This is a genomic window from Pseudoalteromonas neustonica, from assembly GCF_001653135.1.
Taxonomy (GTDB): domain Bacteria; phylum Pseudomonadota; class Gammaproteobacteria; order Enterobacterales; family Alteromonadaceae; genus Pseudoalteromonas; species Pseudoalteromonas neustonica.
This window is the reverse complement of record NZ_BDDS01000003.1, coordinates 163,281-182,394: the sequence shown is the minus strand read 5'-3', so window position 1 is coordinate 182,394 and position 19,114 is coordinate 163,281. Positions and strand designations below refer to the sequence as shown.

The window sequence follows — 19,114 nt, the reverse complement described above, 5'->3', positions numbered from 1 at the left end:
ATTTGATGATAATGAAACCCTTTGTGTTTTTCCTTATTTTGTTTGTTACTTTACTTGCTAATAGCTACGTCCATGCAAGCCCGCAACCTTTTAACCCACAAAAAATTGTGGTTGCAGGGGGCTCAATAACGGAAGTTATTTATGCGCTTGGTGAACAACAGCGCATTGTTGGGGTTGATAGCAGTAGTATTTTTCCTGCTGTCGCCACCACGCAGCCTCAAATTGGCTATGTGCGTAAAATAAGCGTTGAAGGGATATTGTCATTAAACCCTGATATTATCCTTGCGGAAGCCGATATAGGCCCTAAAAAAGTAGTAGAGCAATTAAAACGTACCGCTGCTAATTTGGTTATTTTGCATGAAAATGATAGCTTTTGGCGTATTGAAAATAAAATAGAACAAATAGCCAGCCTGTTGCAAGTCCAGAGCAAAGGAGCGGAGTTAGCGCAAGCGCTAAAAGTAGATCGTGATGCCTTAACGCATATTTTAGAACAAGCAACGACTAAACCTAAAGTCTTGGTTATTCGCAGTAATCAACTAATGGTCGCAGGAGCTGATACTACGGTAAATGAGCTCGTTAGTATTGCTGGCGGTAAGAATGTGATGGCGTCTAGCGTAACTAACTGGCAGACAATATCTAGTGAAGCTGCGTTAGTCTTAAACCCCGATGTGATTATTACCATGAGTATTGGTGTGCATGATCAGCAATCAAATTCAGAGCTTTTAAACGCGTTTAAGTTTTCCAATGCAGTTAAAAATAAACGCGTGCATAATTTTGATGTTGCTTATTTGCTAAGTATGGGCCCTCGAACGCCGCAAGCTCTCGTTGAATTAGCACATGCTTTTTATCCTCAAGCGCAATTACCTGATGGATATCAATATAGATTTTTAAAATCAGCAGCTAATAGCGCTAAATAACCTGAGTTCATCAGGTTAAAGAATCAATGTGTGAACAAGCCTCTCTATTTGCATAAACCTTGTTTTCTCAAGTGTCTTATTGTGGTTTGATGTTTTCATTAGCCAAGCATGGGCATCATCAAGTGATGCAACGACTGCACCGGGTATACCAAAGGCTTTTTGTACACTCATTTTTTGCATTCGTTCAAATTGTTGCTCGGGAACCACAATAAGCATTGCTTGAACATGCTGCTGCATTTGCTCTGCTGCTCCCTCTTTTAACCATTTTTGCGTAGCTGGGCCTGCTCCTTTTGGGTGCTGTAAAGATGCCTCATCGTTGTAAACACGAATAACTACGAAGGGTTCAGCTTTATTAAACCAATCATCCCATGCTTGCAAAGAGTTTAAATGCATCTCGAGTGTGCATTCACCTTGCGCAACGGTGACGGCTAATGGCCAGAGGCTATTATCGTGCTTTAGAATTGCCATATTGTATGAATCCTCGTTATTGTTTTATAAAGGGTTTATATACCCAAGCCACCTCAAGATGCAGAATTCAGCGTTTCACAGAGGCTTAATATCAAGGCGTTACTTGCAACAATGGCAGTCCCTTTTAAGAAATAACAACGCTGAGAGTAAGTGCCTGTGAAACGCCCAAAGGGTTGGTTTAAAAGCGATTTATATTTGGTTATTGATTTTAATAATAGAACCACTATTACTTGCAATCAATGCCTTGCCTAAATCGCTTTTAATTCCAACTGAAACACCCATCTTGAGATGGTTTGGGTATACAGCAAGCGAGCCTGCCGTGCTAGATCAAAATGTATACTGTAAACCTGCGCTAATGGTTCTTGGTTGAGTTAAAACTGCTTTATCAAAATGGCTGTCTGGCTCATTACTGTCAGCAGGTGCTGTACCTGGGTATAGCGCAACAGGCGCATCTTCATCAAAAATATTACGTACTGTAAGGTACAATTTAGCTTGCTCTGATATTGAGTAACTTAAGCTGGTATTGAAGGTGGCAAATGCGCCTGTTTTACTGCCTTCATCGTTTGAAATATTGGTATACCAACCATCAGTGTACTGACCGCTCATATTAACAATCCAGTTATTTGACTGCCATGTACCGCCAAACTTCATCGAAGCAGAAGGAACCATAAACAATGAGTTACCTTCTAAGCCTGAGCCTGGATAATCAGTGATTTCGGAGTCTAATAGTGCGAAGCTACCGTAGAGGTTAAATTGCTCATCAATACGCCAATCTGCGCTAAATTCAAAACCAACAGTGGTAACTTCGTCTGCGTTTCTTACCACATAAGCTTCATCACGCGTATTTTCGGGTGTTAAATCAAAGGGCAATTGCATATCTTTATATTGCGAGTAAAATAAATTTTGCGATGTACTAACGCTATTGTCAGCCCATTGTTGACGACCATATAATTCCAATGAGTTTACGTATTCTTCGTCGTATTCATAGTTCACAATAGGTGCACCAAAAGAAATACCTCCACCTCCTGCGTTATAGCCACGAGATAATTGCAAACCAATTGTATGTCCATCGTTGACTTGATAACTAAGGCCAAGCTTTGGTAAGAGGGCGCTGTAATCATTATCTGATTCAATTTTCGCTATTGCCCTATCTGGATCGCCACCTTCACGTTTACGGTTTTCTTTTTCGTAGCGTAAACCCGCGGTTAGCTCAAAGTTTTCACTAAATGGAAATGCGCCCTCTGAGTAGATTGCAAAATTATTGGAATCATCAGTAAAACTCTGTTTTACAATAAACTGAATCCAATCATCTTGTTTAGAGCTATAGTAACGACTACCAATAACCCATTGTGCGCCATTATCACCTTGATAACGTAAGCGCGGCTCTACCACAAACTCCTTAGTATCAACATTAGCTTTAGAGCCGTCAGGTGTTGATTTACGCTCAAAATTAAAGTCTGTTGCTGATGCCGTTACTTCCAGCTCTAGTTGCTCATTTATTGAAGCGCTGTATTCAATGCCTAAGCTTTTTGTATGTGTAACATGCACAGGCTGTTGTGGAAAATTAGAGCGTCTTTCACCAAACGGGTAATCAATAATTTCACCATTTGGGCCACTGTACTTGTTGTCGTTTAGTGTGATTACAATACGTGTATTATATTCGTCATCGCCTTCATAGAGTAACTTGCCTCTGATAGCACGACCTTCCATGTCTGCAGGGTCTTCAACGCCAACATAGGGGTCATAATCAACAGAAGAGCGACGTTCAAATTGGTCAGCTGCAATACGCAAAGAAAATTGCTCTGTAAGCGGCTGATTATAAGTGGCTGATAGGCGTCTTTGGTCTAAATTTCCTCCTTCGGCGCGAATTGTAAACTGTTGTTCGAACGTTGGATCTTGCGTTTCAACGCGGATTGTACCTGCGATAGCATTACGTCCAGCGAGCGTACTTTGTGGCCCTCTAAGTACCTCAATCTGATTGAGATCCCAAATACCTAAATCGCCAAATACTATTTCGTTATAAGTAGCTGATCTACCGTCAATTTGCCAGTTTAGTCGTGCTCTGCTGCCAGCAAAAAATGCGTTGGCATTTTCAGCGGCGCCAGTACCATCAATCCCTCGAACTGTGGGGGCTTTGCCAGTGCCTGTGACCATAGTAATATTAGGGATTTCACTTAAAACATCTCTTACGGTTCTAAGCTCAGGGCGGTTTTCGAGTGTTTTGGCATCAAAAACAACAACACTATTGCCACTTTGTAGCAAGCTTCTTGATAACAATTCACCGGTAACTTCTATGACAGTCATTTGATTTGCAGTCTTAGTTTCTTCAGTATTTGCTAATGCTGTAGTTGATACTAATGCTGCAACAGGGATTAAAACGTCCTTAATTTTCACCTTCTCTCCGTAGTGGTAATGGTAATTATTATCAATTGTACTTTTGTTACTTATTTTGTGCAACAACTATACTGTTACATTTTATTCTGCTGGTTGTTGGTGATAAATTGGCTAGCTTGAACTTGAAAAGGCAAGTTAAATACGCATTTGCACTAAGTGCGTATTAATAGTGTAACTATATTCACTATATAGCTTTAATTGTTGAGGTAGAAAAAGTGCTGGATGGCTGAGTTCACAAGGGCGTTTTAAATTCGCACTCCGTGAGTACAACAGTATTATTACATTGATAAAATACGGTTACGCAAGTGCCTTGAGGCACTTGCTCTGAGAGTGTTTTCGTTATTTTAAATTGTAGCTGTTGCTCATTAAAAGCAATAAGCTTGGCGGCTTCAAAACCAAAAAACTGCTTTACGCTTGGATATAACGCTTTAAAAATACTTTCTTTAGCTGAAAAAACAATCGTTAGTGGGTGCGATATTTGCTCAGCCAGTTGCTTAAATTGTGAGTATTCCTCTGGATGCAAAATTTGCTTTTGTAGTTCTTGTTCTTGTTTGTCACTCATCAATTGCTCTATATCAATGCCTATTCCTGCAATATCCGCACGGTGGCATGCCATCGCCATGGCGATTCCTTGCGTGTGAGTAATGCTGCCAATAATATTATCTGGCCATATTGGCGCGCGATCATTACCTGAAAGAATATCGCAAGGGTGAATATTGAGTGAACTAAGTACCTGTTTTGCACAAAAACGGCCTGCCAAATATTCAGCCTTTCGTTTTGCTACTGCTTTTTGTAGTTGTGGCGGTGAAAAAATCTGATAACGAAAAAAGTCATTTTCAACAAGAAAATTATTATCAAACTCATAACAAAAAGCGTTGTAGGGAAGTTGGGGGGGAAGCTGAGTATAAAGGGAAAATTCCATGAGTGATTTACACTTCTTCTTAGAGTAAAATTAACACCTTGATAATACGTTAAAAATATAATAAATACAGTAAACGCCACGACTTAATTGTTACCTTTTAGCATATTAGCAGTAGACGAGCATCACTCTTAACGTTAACTTGGAGATGCATTTTTAATCGTAAAGAAAAAGGAATATATATGATTGGTTATACAATGTTTGGCACGAATAATTTTGCCAAAGCGGTGGTGTTTTATGATGAGTTACTCGCTTTATTAGGAGCGACACGTTTTTTAGAGACCGATAATTTTGTCGCGTGGAGCAGTGGTGCAGATAAGGCTGGTTTTTCAATAACAAAACCTTATGATGGACAGTCTGCAACAGTGGGCAATGGTACGATGATCGCGTTAGCTGTAGAGAACCCAGATCAGGTTGACGCATTTTATGCCAAAGCAATTGCATTAGGTGCAACAGATGAAGGCGCACCTGGTCCGCGTGAAATGCCTGGATTTTATGCGGGCTATTTCCGTGATTTAGACGGCAATAAACTCAATGTATTTTGTTTTATTCAAACAGCTTAAATTTTTATACTCAAGGATTGAAGATGAGAAGATCAGCAGCGCTGTGGTTAGCATTAGTTTTTGCTATGCCTGCTGGCGCGCAAACACATGGTTCTAACAAGGATAATAAGATTGCGGTGAGCTTATCGTATGATGATGCCTTAGCGAGCCAACTTGATAACGCAATACCTGCGCTTAATAAGCTTGGTTTTAAGGCGTCGTTTTATATCTTGCCCGATGCGCAAACGATGCAGTTCCGTATGAATGAGTGGAAAACTGTTGCCAAACAAGGCCATGAGTTAGGTAATCATAGCTTATATCATCCATGCAGTGGCTCAAAACCTTACCGTGAATGGGTCAGTGATGAACATGATTTAGATCGCTACACCCGTGCACGTGCAATACGTGAGGTGCTTAGCGCGAATGTATTTTTACATGCAATAGATGGTAAAACGCAGCGTACATTCACACCGCCTTGCTTTGATACACAAGCAGCAGGTGAAGACTTTATAGAGCCGCTTAAGGCGCATTTTATCGCAATTAAAGGGGTTGATGATAATGGCCGCTCAGTTTTATGGGCTCCATCGAATGTTACAGGGCAACAGCTCATTGATTATGTACGCAATGTCTCAAGCCAAGTGCAACTTATAAACATTATTTTTCATGGTGTTGGTGGGGATCATTTAAGTGTATCGGTTGATGCGCATGCACAGTTACTGGATTATTTAGCAGCTAATACAAATAAGTATGACGTTGACTCATACATTAATATTATGCAAAAGCAGGCGAAGGAATAAGCTGTGTTTATAGGTGAAATGGCAAAGCGTTCAGGTGTTTCGGTCAAAGCGATTAGGCACTATGAAAACATTGGACTGCTAACAGATATAACACGCCAAGGCAGCTACCGTATTTATGATAACGCTGATGTCGAGTTTGTCACCCTTATTAAGCGCGCGCAGTTATTGGGTTTAAGTTTAGCGCAACTAAAAAGTTTAAAAGTCACTAGTCATGACTTAGATTGGCCAGCTGTTGTGGAATTACTCGAAGCAAAAAAGCAGCAAGTATTGGATGATATAGCTGCACTTGAGCAACAAAAAAAATTGCTAGATTATTATCATCAAGACATAAAAATATGCTTAGATAAGCTTGACTCTGCCCTTTAGGGGAGGGTGTATGCTGCTGCTTTTAAAGGAGTAGTTAGTATGAAAAAAAATATATTAGTGATTGATGCAAATCCAAAAAGTAGCAGTTTTTGTGATGCATTGGCAAAAGCATATGTAGCGGCAAGTCATAGTGAAGTACAATACCTGTCTCTCAGTACTATGCAATTTAACCCTGACTTAAGCAATGGTTATGACAGCGAACAGCCATTAGAGCCTGATTTAGTCGAATTTCAAGCAAAGTTACAATGGGCTGAGCATATTGTATTGTTTATCCCTGTTTGGTGGGGCGGTTTACCTGCAAAATTTAAAGGGTTGATTGACCGTACTTTCCTACCTGGTTTTGCATTTAAATATCAGCCTAATAAAACCATTCCCGATAAACTATTAAAAGGCCGCACAGCTGAAGTTGTGTTAACCCTTGACACTCCCGCTTGGTATTATCGTTTCGTCCAAGGTGCTCCAGTGACTAAGCAGCTAAAACACACTATTTTAGGCTTTTCTGGCATTAAAGTTATCTCAACTGCATATTTCGGTCCAATTATCAGTTCAACGCCAGAGCTGCGGGTTGAGTGGTTAAACCAAGCCGCAAAACTGGCAAGAAAATAAAACTACTAGGGCGTGTTGACCTTTCGTGATTGATTTTGCAGCAGTATGTTTGGTATTTAGGCAAAGCAGAGCCTATGTCGTGTGGTTGTTCCCCATAAATAGGTGATAACGCAGTATAAATACCAAACATGCGCTGCCCAAAGGGTTCTTCCTAGGGGCGATTGACTCTTTGTTACTCGGTTTTTACTTAGCCCGCTAGGTTACAAACCTCGCGCCGCGATTAAATCGCCCCTAGGTTGAACAAATTTCAATCCACAAAGGTCAACGTGCTCTAGGCAACTGGTTAATTCTAGGACTTAAAAAGCCATGTTTGACTAAACAAACATGGCTTTTATAATTACCGCTTACCGCTTACCGCTTACCGCTTACCGCTGTTAATAATCAAACTTATGTAAGGTAAAAAGACTTTGCACTCGTTGCCAAGTTTTACCAGGTTTACCGGTGCCAATAAGTGTGTCATTAATTTTTATCACAGGCCCGACCTCTTTAGTTGCACTGGTGATCCATACTTCATCAGCATCAAGAAGTTCTTCTTTGCTGATCCTGCGCTCGTGTACTTTAAGCTCACTGTGTGAGTGAAGAATATTGATAATCAACCAGCGGGTGATCCCTGGCAAAATCTGATTATCTAACGGTGGCGTACTTATTACGCCATCTTTAACAATAAACACATTACTTGAGCTGGCTTCGGTAAGTTCACCAAGACCATTATATAAAATAGTTTCTTTATTGCCGGCCGCCGCGCCATGTTGGTAATGTATTACGTTACCCAATAATGCGGTTGATTTTATATGGCATCGTTGCCATCGCTTGTCTTGCTCAAGTGAAACCGTGTATGTTGTGGCTGACTCTATAATGCTTACAGGTTGTTCGGGTATCTCAAACGCATAAGCGAATACAGTGGGTGTAATACCAGTAGGGTATGCATGAGCTCGTTTTGTATCAGCACCGCGACTAACATGCAGGTAAATACCAAAGTTTTTACCTTGGTTTTTGTTACATAGCTGATCGCAAATTATACGCCATGTATCTGGCGTATAATTAAGCACAATTTCCAGTTCATTTAAACCATTGTTCATACGCTCTATGTGTGCGGTAAAGCCAAGCATGTCACCATTGTAAGCTGGGATCACTTCGTAAATACCATCACCAAATAAAAAGCCTCTATCCATAGGCGAGATTTTGGCGTGCTCAGCATCCATATAATCGCCATTTAAATACACCGTACTCATTGTAAATCCTCATTCTGATTGGCAACACCGCTAAGCTGACGTAGTCTTGCGATGAGTTGTTGGCCATGCGTGGCATGTAAGCCATCTTCGGTTAATTCATTTTGCTGGGTAACACCATCTACACTGCCACGTTCACTTAAGTACTGTAAAATACCCAGCGTATTAATATTGGCGAGTAAGTCTTGGTTGTGCCAACGACTTAAAAAAGCGATCAGGCCATAAGCAGCCCAATTAGATACATCGGCTAGCAGCAGTTCATCGCAGCAAGTAAGGCTAGGCGTAATACTTAGCTCAGACATATATTGTGATAAGTTGCCCATACCTATTTCGTTGCCACCATCGCCAATGGCTACAGTTGGGCAGGGGGCTTGGCTCACAAAAAAATCAAAACAACCACAATCTGCAGATATATCAATGCCGCGCATATTGTAATACTTATTACCATGGCATAGCCCTGGTCGCTCTATTGACAATACACAATCTGGTTTTAAATCAGCCAGTGCTGTTTTGCTAAAGGCCATAGCATCAACAAAGTTATTAAGGGGGAGTTCAAAACAGTTAAAGTCATTTTTTAAGGCGGTGTAAAGGGGGTTTCCACATACTAGAATCGGCTGTTTACCAAGTGCTATTAATGCGTTATATAAAGCAATTGCCCCCACAGGGCCATCAGTTTCAAAGGTTTGCTTAACAGCAAAGCCTGTGCCAATTAGCACCGTTTGTTTTGCGTTAAATAATGACTTTGCAGCGCGTAAATAAGTGCCGGTAAGTTGGTGCGCATACAGGCTTTGCATGCCACGCAAATTCTGTTCAATCATCATGTTCTCAATGGTATGACTTAGCTGCTCATCACTTACTAAGTTTGGCATAGTGCTTTGATCTCTTGAATAAGAATTATGCCAGCTGCGTTATCGCCATGCACACATAGACTATCAGCATGTAAAGGGAGTTTTTTACCAGACTGTGTTGTTACACAACCTGTAGCGAGCAGTTGTTTGACCTGCGAAATTAATGCCGGTTTATCATGCACGCTGCCGGCAACTTTTCGTGAAACGAGAAGTCCATCGTCAGTGTATTGGCGATCAGCAAAGGCTTCTAAAATTAATGTTAAGTGGTACTTTTTTGCCAGTTGCTGATGGCTTTTTGCATTCGCAGTGGCAAGTAGCATCAGCTTTAATGGACTTGGATAGCTGGCAATGGCTTGCATGACGGTGGTTAATATTGTTTCATCGGTCATCATGTCATTATAAAGCGCACCATGTGGCTTCACATAGCTAAGTGCTAGCCCTTGCACTTTAGCCATACCTTCAATTGCGGCAATTTGGTAGTGTAGGCAATTAGTCAGCTCTTGCGGTGTTAATGCCATTGAACGCCGACCAAACCCTTGCTTATCAGGGTAACTAGGGTGGGCACCAATAGTTACAGTGTGCTGTTTAGCAAGCGCTAAAGTATACGCCAAAACATCGCTGTCACCGCCATGAAAGCCACAAGCAATGTTTGCCATATCTATATGCGGCATAACAGCTTCATCGAGGCCCATCTTCCATGCTCCATAGCTTTCACCTAAATCACAATTAAGCTTCATGTTTGTTTCCGTTTAAAATGCAGATATATGAGCGTTTTGAATATCAGTGATCAGCATATGACCAGGACTATGCGTTATGCAAAAATCAGGTGCGGCATTGGCAATTGCAACTTGAGGTGTAACACCACAGGCCCAAAATACAGGTACTTCACCGTCTTTTATTGTTACCGATTCACCAAAGTTTGGGCGGTTAATATCTTTTATACCGATAGTCGTTGGATCGCCAAAATGCACAGGAGCACCATGCACATCCGGAAAACGACTACAAATTTGAATCGCGCGTATGGCATCAGCAGGCTTCATTGGTCGCATGCTCACAACCATATTTGCTTGAAAAACACCTGCACTTTCACAGGGAATATTAGTCATATACATAGGCACATTTTTGTGTTCTGTAATATTACGAATTTCAATACCAGCTGCTTGCAGCGACTCTTCAAAAGAGAACGAGCAGCCAATTAAAAAAGTTACTAAATCATCGCGCCAGTGCTCTTTTATATTAGTGACTTCTTCAATCAATTGGCCTTGTTTAAAAATCCGATAACGTGGTAAGTCTGTGCGAATATCTAAATCATGCGCAACATTTGGGATCGTGATAGCACCAGGAGCGCTACTACTAGCAACAATCGGGCAAGCTTTTTTGTTTGCTTGGCAAAATTGTAAAAAATCAAAAGCATACTGCTTGGGCAAGATCACTAAGTTAGCTTGTACAAAGCCTGGTACAAAGCCTGATGTGTGGCCTGTGTAATCTTCATTACGGATCATATTCCTGATAGCGTAAGGCGTAGTGAGCGAAGCATTATGTTGCATAGTATCCTCTTAAGCGTAAATTTAGTGGTTATTTTCACTAATTGTCACAGGTAGCACACCTTGCGCAGGTGCTTTGCCTACAAGCACTTTTGCAAGCGCAGTGAAAGCAGGGCCTGATACTTTAATGTTATTATCTACATCTATGTTATACGCATAAGTAGCTAAAATTGCATCACTAAATTGGCCAAACTTCGCAATATCATAAGGCGCTCTAAGGCTAATAAAAATGGTCTTTTTATTAGCCTGTTGCGCTTGCTTAAGAAGGCTCTCAAGCGCCGCGGTTTGCGCTGACTTAGCAATTGCAAATGCTGGGTTATCAGCAAGGTCATCCATACCGCCAATTTCTACCGCGCTTTGATTTGGAAACGCATTACCAGCAATAATAATATCAGCTTCAGTAATGGCTTTTAATGTAGTTGCTGGCTCATACCCTTGCAAGCTGGTACAGCTGAACGAAACAATATGTTGGGTCTGCGCAGCAATTGCTTGTTGAAGTGCAATGCACTTACGCGTATCGGGCATTATGATATGTACTTTGCTATTAGCCGTAAGCTTAATCGGTAAAGTGTTTTTATCATTTTTAACTTCAGTAATTGCCGCAAGCGCAAGCTCGGCTTCGACCTTTCGATGACTAGCATTACCTAAAATATGGTGTGCTTTTTGTGTTGCGAGTGATCCATTCAGCTCGGTAGTAAGTTTAAATTTATTTTTTAAATTAATGATACGCTGAGCAGATATATCTATCTCTTTGGCATTTAAGTTACCTTTTTCAACCTCGCTGACTAATCGCGTTATTAACGTATCAAGTACGACTAAATCCTTTGGGCTACGGATTTCAATCGGCATTAAAGCAATATCAACACCGGCTGCAAAGGTGTTTACAACGGCTTCTATAGGCTCAAAAAAGTGACTAATACCTGCCATATCAAGCGCATCTGTGATCACAACACCTTGATAACCTAACTCATCACGTAATAATTTGGTGATTATTTTACGCGACATAGTGGCTGGTTTGATCATAGTTTTGCCATCTTTACTAACAAATGTACTGCTATCAAGCGCTGGGTACTGGATATGCGCTGTCATGATCATACCGGGGTTCTGATCTTTAATAATTTGTTGAAATGGCGGTAAATCTTGCTGCCAAATCGTTTCTTTATCATGCATTACTTTTGGTAAACCTGTGTGGCTATCAACACTGGTATCGCCATGCCCCGGAAAATGTTTTAGTGAAGTAATAACGCCATTACCTTCAAAACCTGCTACTTGGGCCGCACCTAAAATACTCACTAATGCAGGGTCTTCACCGTATGAGCGTACATTGATCACCGGGTTATCAGGGTTCATGTTTACATCAACTGTTGGTGCGTAATTAACATTAACCCCCACCGCTTTTAGCTCATCTGCGATCACTTGCGCAGATTGTGTTGCAAACTTAGTTCCGTGAACTGCATAGCTTGCACCGATTGACATATTACCGGTAAATGAGGTGGCAATATCTCGAGGAATGCGGGCAACACGTCCGCCTTCTTGGTCAATAGAAATAAATAATGGGGCACCTAAGCTAGACTTTGCAGCCGCTTGTTGCATGGCGTTATTTAATTTAACGATTTGTGAGATATTCTCAATATTTTCAGCAAACAAAATAACTCCACCAATATTATGTTTGGTGATTACTTTAGCTAAGTCTGCAGGTAAGTGAGTGACAGGGGTACGGCACTTTTTCTTAATAGAATGTTCGCTGTCTTGTTCACAATAATAACGAAAATCAAGCATTAGCTTTTGGCCAAGCTGTTGCTCAAGAGTTAATGTGGTCGCTGCAAAGGTCGATTTCATTGGTAATAAACACCCTAGTCCAAAGATAATTGATGATATGGCAAACTTATTTAACACAGAAGGCTCCTAAGCTAAATTGCTTATTGTTGTTTTGAATAATTTATTCCTAATAATAACGTTAAAAAAGATTAAAAGGCAAACTGATTCTAGCACACTCATATTTTAAATATAAATTCAAAATGTATCGTTAAACGCTATTTTTCTTTAAATAAAGCATGTAGATTAAATCTTAGAGGGGGCTGAAAGGACTCGAATTTTAAATTTTCCGTAATAATATATTCCAACCTGTAGTATGTATGGAATTTATGAGGGCGGTAGTAATATACCCAAGCCACCTCAAGATGCAGTTTCAGTTGGAGTTAAAAGCGATTCAGGCAAGGCATTGATTGCAAATAATGGTTGTTCCCTTGTTAAAATCAATAACGCAGTATAAATCGCTTTTAAACCAACCCGTTGGGCGTTTCACCGGCGCTTACTCTCATCGTTGTTACTTCTTAAAAGGGACTGCCATTATTGCAAAGTAACGCCTTGATATTAAACACCTGTGAAACGCTGAAGACTGCATCTTGAGGTGGTTTGGGTATAAATACACATTCAGTTTAGGGCTTGTTTATTTTTCGTGGCTGAATTTGCAGTAGTATGTTTTTTAGGCACGGCTGAGCCCATGTAGTGTTAATTAAATTTTCATTGGGAATGAGATTATAAAGTTTATATAAGGCTTTGAATTTATATAATAAAATTAAAAAACAGGTTGCGTTGGCAGTTGCTATAAAGTACTCTTTTTAGGTAATTTATTAATTAAGGATAAATAATGACGAAGAAATGCTTTCTTTATAGTGTAGGGGTGGTGCTGTTTAGTCCTGTGCTTTTTGCTAAAACACATTTTGCTGATGTACAAATAACCCACCTCTACCCTGATGTAGCTCAAGCAATTTGGCTACGTAAAAGTAACAACACACCCAAATACCCTATAGCTCTAGCTAAGAAAGGCATAAAAGGGTGCGCGATTTATACCTTTAATATCGACAGTAGCGGTGACGTTAGTGATGTTGAATTGGTATCTGCGATTCCTACTAGAGTCTTACCAAAAGAAGCTAAAAAACTTTTAAGAAATAGTGAGTGGAAAATCGCTGATGGCCAAAATGCAGGGGTTGAAAAAAGAACAACCCGTATAGATTATTGCATGGGTGGTGAAAGTGTAGAGCAAGCGCAACAACAGTGCATTGCGCAATCTAAATTAGCGTGTAGTACGAATAACTAAAGGCGCAGATAAACTCTAAATTTGTACTAAATCATATTTAGAGTTTTTGCTCCTAGAATAAAGACACACAACTTGTTAGTATTCACCGCGTAAATAATGGCCAGGGAGTTGTAAGGCTAATATAAAGAGACATATTATTTTGCGAAGCCTAATCAACATCAATCTAGATTTAAAAAAATTAATATTATTTTTAGCTATTTCAGTTACGATTATCACGTTTTTAAATAGTTTTTACTCCAGTTATCAAGTTCAAAAACAACAATTACAATCTCAAACGTTAATAAATCATAATGCTTATGCTGCCAAATTAGTGTCTGTTACGGACCGTTTCTTGCTATCAGCCCAGCAGCAATTAGCTTATTCTGCAAAAATAATAGAAAGTCACTTTAATGACCGCAATATTTTAGCGCAAGAAGCTGATCGTCTTCGTTTACAAACAGATAGCTTTAATTCAATTGTAATTGTGGATAATCAGGGGTTAGTTTTAGGTTTATCGCCGATGAGTTTACAGCTCGAAGGGGAAACACTGCAAAGTTATGGGGCAAAACAGGCTTTATCAAATAAAAAGGCGATGATAAGTGAGCCTTATATGTCGGCTGCAGGTAATTTAATTATTTCTATTTCTCATCCACTATTTGATCGCAACAGTAATTATATAGGCTATGTCTGCGGTACTTTATATTTAAAGAAAAGCAGTATTTTACATGACCTACTGCAAGTGCATTTTCATAAAGATGGCTCCTATCTTTTTGTTGTTGATAAAAATAGGCGGTTGCTTTATCACCCCGATGTTTCGCGCATTGGTGAGCAAGTTTATAATAATTCAGTCATAGAAGCCGTGCTTAAAGGCGAAAGTGGTACCCAGGAAATTATAAACAGTCAAGGCACTGCTATTTTAGCCGGTTATGCGTTGTTAAAATCAGCCCCGTGGGGAATTGTGACACAACGCTCTATTAGCTCAACATTGGTCCCGCTTGATGGACTCATGTTGAACGTGCTCTATCGTACAATTCCAGTGGGCTTTGCAACTTTCATTTTAATTTGGGTGTTTGCACAATTAATATCTCAACCATTAAGGCGCCTTGCAGAAACTGCAAAAAAACTAGATAACCCCGCTGCATCACAAGACTTAAAGCTGGTTCGTTCATGGTATTATGAAAGCTCAGAACTGCGTTTAGCAATGTTAAAGGGAGTTGGCTTATTACAAAATCAAATCGGTGTATTGCGCCATGAGGCGCAAACAGATCCGTTAACAGGTTTACACAATCGCCGTAGTTTAGAGCGAATGCTTGATCAGCTTATTTTTAATCGCACTTCGTTTACTGTACTTGCCGTCGATATTGATTTCTTTAAACGGGTTAACGATGAATTCGGCCATGATATTGGCGACATAGTATTGCAATCACTAGCAAAAGTTGTGCTGGACGTAACCCGTGAAAGTGATTTTGTAGCGCGTACAGGCGGGGAGGAGTTCATCATTATACTGCCTAGTACAACAGGAGAATCCGCATACCTATTGGCTGAACGACTACGTATGCGTGTATCAGAAACAATCATTGAGCCTGTTGGTTGCATAAATATTTCGATAGGTATTTCAGGTTGGCCACAGAACCAACTGAACGTTGAAGAGGTACTTAAACAAGCCGATCAAGCCTTATACAAAGCTAAAAAAAGTGGTCGTAACCGCTGTATTGTAGACTCACAGCTTACTCACTCAGAGTGAATCGCATTAGCGTACTATTAATGCGATCCATATTTTGTAAAGATTAACTATAGCTCGCTGTTTTAGCGACAACTATATGGGGTAGTACATTTTCTAAATTAGCTTGCAGCCGAGCATCAATGTTATATACCTCATTTAACCGAGTATTAATAAGTACTTCTTCTGGGGTGCCGTGCGCAACAACCTCCCCCTTATTTAACATATAAATACGATCAGCAAAACTCGCTGCTAACGATAGATCATGGACCACGGCAACAACTCCAGCACCTTGCTTTGCAATTAAGCGTGCTTGAGCCATCACTTCATATTGATGGTATAAATCGAGGCTTGATGTTGGTTCGTCAATCAGTAAATAAGCATTTTGCTTATTCGCTAGGCTAGGCTGTAATTGGCACAAGACACGGGCAAGTTGAGTGCGTTGTTTTTCCCCCCCAGATAAACGGGTAAAGCAGTGTTGTGCTAAATGATCTATCCCTAAAGCCAGCATTGCATCATGAGAAAACTGCTTTAGCGCTAATGCACTGTATTGCTCTTGATGCGCAAAGTGAGCCATATCAACTACTTCATTAACCGTAAATGGGAAATCTAATTCATAGCTTTGTGTTAACACAGCGCGAAGTTTGGCCAGCTCAGCGATAGTGTACTCGTTCAATGTGCGTTGATTAATACTAACAACCCCACCGGATAAACTAATATCACCACACAAGGCTTTTAATAACGATGACTTACCAGCTCCGTTAGGCCCAATTATTACCACAACTTCATGGGGTTTTACCGTAAAATCAACATTGTTAAGAAGGACTTTTTGACCTACTTTGGCCATTAATTTACTGCCTGAAAGCATAATTTATCCTCGCTGCTGATAGGTTTTTAATAACATAATTAAAAAGAATGGTCCGCCAATAGCACTTGTAATAAGGCCTATGGGCACTTCGGCAGGTAGCATCACCGTGCGTGCAAATAAGTCAGCTAGTCCTAGCATTAAGGCTCCGCCTAAAATGCTGGCTGGCATGAGATAGCGATGATCGGGCCCTAAAACTAAACGTACAATATGTGGCACAATAAAACCGACAAAACCAATAATTCCAGTAATTGCCACAGCTGCACCGGTGCATAGTGCTGTATAAATAAACACCTGCTTTTTAAGTTTAGTGACATTAATACCTAGATGCTTTGCTTGTGCTTCACCTAATAAGTATAAATTAAGCGGCTTTGATAAACGCAGTAAACCAATACAACTGGCTATAATAATACACAGTGTGGGTGTCATCATTGCAAAGTGATTTCCGGCGAGGGAACCCATACTCCAAAAAGTTAAATCACGCAGTTGCTGATCATTACTTATTAATGTTAAAACGCCAATGAGTGAACCCACAATCGCGTTTACAGCAATGCCTGCTAATAACAAACTAATAATCGTAAATTGGCCACTATGCGCACTCAGCCGATAAATAAATACGCATACACCAATGCACCCTAAAAATGCACCAACAGGAACGGCATAAATACCAAAGCTATCACTAAAATTTGCAAATAAGCTTGTACCTAATACGATGGTAGCGACTGCGCCAAGGGCAGCACCACTAGAGACGCCAATTAAACCTGGGTCAGCCAATGGATTTCTAAATATTGCCTGCATTGCTGCGCCACAGGCAGCCAAACCTGCACCCACAACCATTGCAAGAACTAAACGAGGCAAGCGAATTTGCCAGATAATCGCATTTTTTAGCTGATCATCAGCAGTGTGGTTAATTATGCCAATGATCTCGCTAATACTAATGGCGACACCGCCTTTACTTAGTGCAATAAAAAACACCAGCACACAGGCTATAAACAAAGCAGGAATAGCAAAACGGCGTTGCTGTTGCTGGGTAATGAGCGTACTACCAAGAGCTAACATCGTTATAAGTCACTTGTTTTGTTTGTTGCTTTATCAGTGGTGCTTTGTGCTGTTTGTAAAAATTGGTAGTTATAGCCACTAGGCAAGCGTGTTTTTGGATGAAAAGTATGTGCTAATTCAACCACAGCTTGTGGCGTACGCGGTCCCATTCCCAATAAATAGCTGCCATCAAAACTGTGTACTTGACCATTTTTTACTGCGTTAGTGTATTTAAAATGAGCGAGTTTCTCTATTTTAGGTAGCGGATCATCGCCATGGCGGCCCATTGTAATGATGATGTCAGGATTAATAGCCAATGCAGCTTCAGTAGAAAGCGGTTTCCAGTTGGTGATCGCACTCGCTGCAGCATTAACACCGCCAGCAGCCGTGATTAACTCATTCGCAGATGTGCCAGCACCCGCAACGATAGGTTGGTCACTGCGTACGCTAAGTACAAATAGCACATTAGGTTTTGTTTTAGCTTGCTTTAAAATATGCGCTAGTGCATTACGGTCTGCTTGTAGTGATTGAACAAATACATCACCTTTGGCTGGAACATTGAGTAACTGAGCAATGTTTTTTATTTTTTTTTCAATTCCTAAAAAGTTATCGTGCTCATTGAGAATAACTAAATTAACCCCTGTCTTTTTTAACTGTTCAACGACTTTTTTAGGCCCTGTATCGGACTCGCCAAGCACTAAATCTGGATTTAACGACAAAACACCTTCAGCGCTAATTCTGCGTACATAGCCTATTTGTGGTTTTTGAGTGGCAGAAGCTGGGAATACGCTGGTGCTATCTACACCAATAATACGTTGTTGCTCTTGAAGAGCATAAATGATCTCGGTGATAGAACCACCGTAGACAACAACTCTGTGCGGACTATCTGGTTGTGTGGCCGCACTTAGAGGCAAGGCCGTAGCGAATACCATAAAAATTAAATACGTGAGGAGGGGTTTCATAAAAAGTCCAATATTGATATTATTTAATGCAAATACTAACAGTTAGCATTTATATTTGAAAGTTATGAAGTTTATTATTTTCCTTATTTTATCTATTAGTAGTCATTTAACGTGGTTGTTTTATCAACCTGCGACGCCTTTAATGCTGAAATTGAGCACAGCGCAACCTGCGCAGCGCATTGCGATAAATATTGTAAATTCAAAAATGCAGCAGCCAACAGTAGAAACGCAGATCCAAGTGCAACCTGTAGTTAAGAGCACTGAGGCGGCAAATACCCAATTTAGCGGTAAAAAAATACAGTTGGCAGCAAAACCACAAGAACAAATCATAACGACAAAGTCAGCCTTATCTGAGCCAACCATAAAGCAACTTAATCCAGTCCCAGATAAACTTGTAAGCCCTAAGAAAGTTGAGCCACCCACTAAAGTTAAACTTGCTATACAACAAAAAAAGCCAACGATGGCCGCGCCGTCTTCAAGTGCACCTGTTATTGCAAAGCAACATTCATTAAAAAACCAAGTTATTGACGTAAATACGTTGCCGTTATTTAAAGCACCCAGACCCGCTTTAAATTACCCACGAAGAGCGAAGCGTCGCGGGTATCAGGGCGTAGCAATATTGCAAATTGAGCTCAGCGAAAAAGGCTTAATAACGAATGTTAAGATTTTAAAAAGTAGCGGTTTTGCTGAGCTTGATAAAGCCGCAATTGGTAATGTATCAAAGTGGCAGTTTCACCCTGTAATGCGCGACAGCCAGGGTATAAAAGCACGCTTTAGTGTGCCAATCGAATTTTCCCTGCGCTCATAGCGCTTTTATAAA

The 19,114-nt window shown here is 40.4% G+C and carries 19 protein-coding genes; 8 read left to right on the top strand and 11 right to left on the bottom strand.

The genetic code is table 11. The annotated features are described in order from the left end of the window. Window positions 1-11: 11 nt before the first annotated feature. On the top strand, window positions 12-917 hold the full coding sequence (locus A7967_RS06665) for a heme/hemin ABC transporter substrate-binding protein (protein WP_054203970.1): 906 nt from the start codon (window positions 12-14) through the stop codon (window positions 915-917). A 15-nt stretch (window positions 918-932) separates the two neighbouring features. Here A7967_RS06665 and A7967_RS06660 read toward each other — a convergent pair whose 3' ends face one another. The 3 genes from A7967_RS06660 to A7967_RS06650 form a co-directional block, all read right to left on the bottom strand. Further along, window positions 933-1,385, bottom strand: a complete 453-nt coding sequence (locus tag A7967_RS06660; protein WP_054203971.1) for a hypothetical protein — start codon at window positions 1,383-1,385, stop codon at window positions 933-935. 327 nt (window positions 1,386-1,712) lie between these two features. Continuing rightward, the gene (locus A7967_RS06655) at window positions 1,713-3,779 is read right to left on the bottom strand and encodes a TonB-dependent receptor (RefSeq protein WP_054203972.1); all 2,067 of its coding nucleotides are present in this window, start codon (window positions 3,777-3,779) and stop codon (window positions 1,713-1,715) included. A gap of 232 nt (window positions 3,780-4,011) precedes the next feature. Beyond that, window positions 4,012-4,701 (bottom strand): 4'-phosphopantetheinyl transferase family protein, encoded by a 690-nt coding sequence (locus A7967_RS06650; RefSeq protein ID WP_054203973.1) that lies wholly within the window; start codon window positions 4,699-4,701, stop codon window positions 4,012-4,014. Window positions 4,702-4,880: 179 nt separating this feature from the next. Here A7967_RS06650 and A7967_RS06645 point away from each other — a divergent pair, with 179 nt between their 5' ends. Genes A7967_RS06645 through A7967_RS06630 form a run of 4 tightly spaced genes read left to right on the top strand, consistent with a single transcriptional unit; the run spans window position 4,881 to window position 7,009 of the window. Beyond that, a complete protein-coding gene (locus A7967_RS06645; protein ID WP_054203974.1) occupies window positions 4,881-5,261 on the top strand; it encodes a VOC family protein in 381 nt (126 codons plus the stop codon). A gap of 23 nt (window positions 5,262-5,284) precedes the next feature. Continuing rightward, on the top strand, window positions 5,285-6,037 hold the full coding sequence (locus A7967_RS06640) for a polysaccharide deacetylase family protein (RefSeq protein WP_231658982.1): 753 nt from the start codon (window positions 5,285-5,287) through the stop codon (window positions 6,035-6,037). Window positions 6,038-6,040: 3 nt separating this feature from the next. Continuing rightward, entirely contained in the window at window positions 6,041-6,403 is a 363-nt protein-coding gene (locus tag A7967_RS06635; protein ID WP_054203975.1) for a MerR family DNA-binding transcriptional regulator, read from the top strand. Window positions 6,404-6,442: 39 nt separating this feature from the next. Beyond that, window positions 6,443-7,009, top strand: a complete 567-nt coding sequence (locus tag A7967_RS06630; RefSeq protein WP_054203976.1) for an NAD(P)H-dependent oxidoreductase — start codon at window positions 6,443-6,445, stop codon at window positions 7,007-7,009. A gap of 374 nt (window positions 7,010-7,383) precedes the next feature. Here A7967_RS06630 and A7967_RS06625 read toward each other — a convergent pair whose 3' ends face one another. Genes A7967_RS06625 through A7967_RS06605 form a run of 5 tightly spaced genes read right to left on the bottom strand, consistent with a single transcriptional unit; the run spans window position 7,384 to window position 12,469 of the window. Beyond that, the gene (locus A7967_RS06625; protein ID WP_054203977.1) at window positions 7,384-8,241 is read right to left on the bottom strand and encodes an aminotransferase class IV; all 858 of its coding nucleotides are present in this window, start codon (window positions 8,239-8,241) and stop codon (window positions 7,384-7,386) included. Continuing rightward, window positions 8,238-9,107, bottom strand: coding sequence for a glutamate cyclase domain-containing protein (locus tag A7967_RS06620; RefSeq protein ID WP_054452498.1), 870 nt, complete (start codon window positions 9,105-9,107; stop codon window positions 8,238-8,240). Before A7967_RS06620 ends, A7967_RS06625 begins: the two co-directional genes overlap by 4 nt. Beyond that, window positions 9,095-9,823, bottom strand: a complete 729-nt coding sequence (locus A7967_RS06615) for a 5-oxoprolinase subunit PxpA (protein WP_054203979.1) — start codon at window positions 9,821-9,823, stop codon at window positions 9,095-9,097. The genes A7967_RS06620 and A7967_RS06615 overlap by 13 nt, the downstream gene beginning before the upstream one ends. Window positions 9,824-9,835: 12 nt before the next feature. Then, window positions 9,836-10,633: a putative hydro-lyase gene (locus A7967_RS06610; protein ID WP_054203980.1), complete on the bottom strand. Its 798-nt coding sequence runs from the start codon at window positions 10,631-10,633 to the stop codon at window positions 9,836-9,838. Between the two features lie 21 nt (window positions 10,634-10,654). Continuing rightward, complete coding sequence (locus tag A7967_RS06605; RefSeq protein WP_054204180.1) at window positions 10,655-12,469, bottom strand: glycoside hydrolase family 3 protein; 1,815 nt, start codon at window positions 12,467-12,469, stop codon at window positions 10,655-10,657. 811 nt (window positions 12,470-13,280) lie between these two features. Here A7967_RS06605 and A7967_RS06600 point away from each other — a divergent pair. Beyond that, the gene (locus A7967_RS06600) at window positions 13,281-13,730 is read left to right on the top strand and encodes an energy transducer TonB (protein WP_054203981.1); all 450 of its coding nucleotides are present in this window, start codon (window positions 13,281-13,283) and stop codon (window positions 13,728-13,730) included. Between the two features lie 139 nt (window positions 13,731-13,869). Next, window positions 13,870-15,453 (top strand): sensor domain-containing diguanylate cyclase, encoded by a 1,584-nt coding sequence (locus A7967_RS06595; RefSeq protein WP_099458972.1) that lies wholly within the window; start codon window positions 13,870-13,872, stop codon window positions 15,451-15,453. 43 nt (window positions 15,454-15,496) lie between these two features. Here the strand turns inward: A7967_RS06595 and A7967_RS06590 are convergent, their stop codons facing one another. From A7967_RS06590 to A7967_RS06580, 3 genes are read right to left on the bottom strand one after another with little or no spacing between them, the layout of a single operon-like run. Then, the gene (locus A7967_RS06590) at window positions 15,497-16,297 is read right to left on the bottom strand and encodes a heme ABC transporter ATP-binding protein (protein ID WP_054203982.1); all 801 of its coding nucleotides are present in this window, start codon (window positions 16,295-16,297) and stop codon (window positions 15,497-15,499) included. Window positions 16,298-16,300: 3 nt separating this feature from the next. After that, window positions 16,301-17,353 carry a FecCD family ABC transporter permease gene (locus A7967_RS06585; RefSeq protein ID WP_054203983.1) on the bottom strand — a complete coding sequence of 351 codons (1,053 nt, stop codon included), beginning with the start codon at window positions 17,351-17,353 and terminating at the stop codon, window positions 16,301-16,303. A gap of 2 nt (window positions 17,354-17,355) precedes the next feature. Next, complete coding sequence (locus A7967_RS06580; RefSeq protein ID WP_054203984.1) at window positions 17,356-18,294, bottom strand: heme/hemin ABC transporter substrate-binding protein; 939 nt, start codon at window positions 18,292-18,294, stop codon at window positions 17,356-17,358. Window positions 18,295-18,358: 64 nt separating this feature from the next. On the opposite strand from A7967_RS06580, the gene A7967_RS06575 reads away from it, so the two are divergent. Continuing rightward, window positions 18,359-19,102: an energy transducer TonB gene (locus A7967_RS06575; protein WP_054203985.1), complete on the top strand. Its 744-nt coding sequence runs from the start codon at window positions 18,359-18,361 to the stop codon at window positions 19,100-19,102. Window positions 19,103-19,114: the final 12 nt, after the last annotated feature.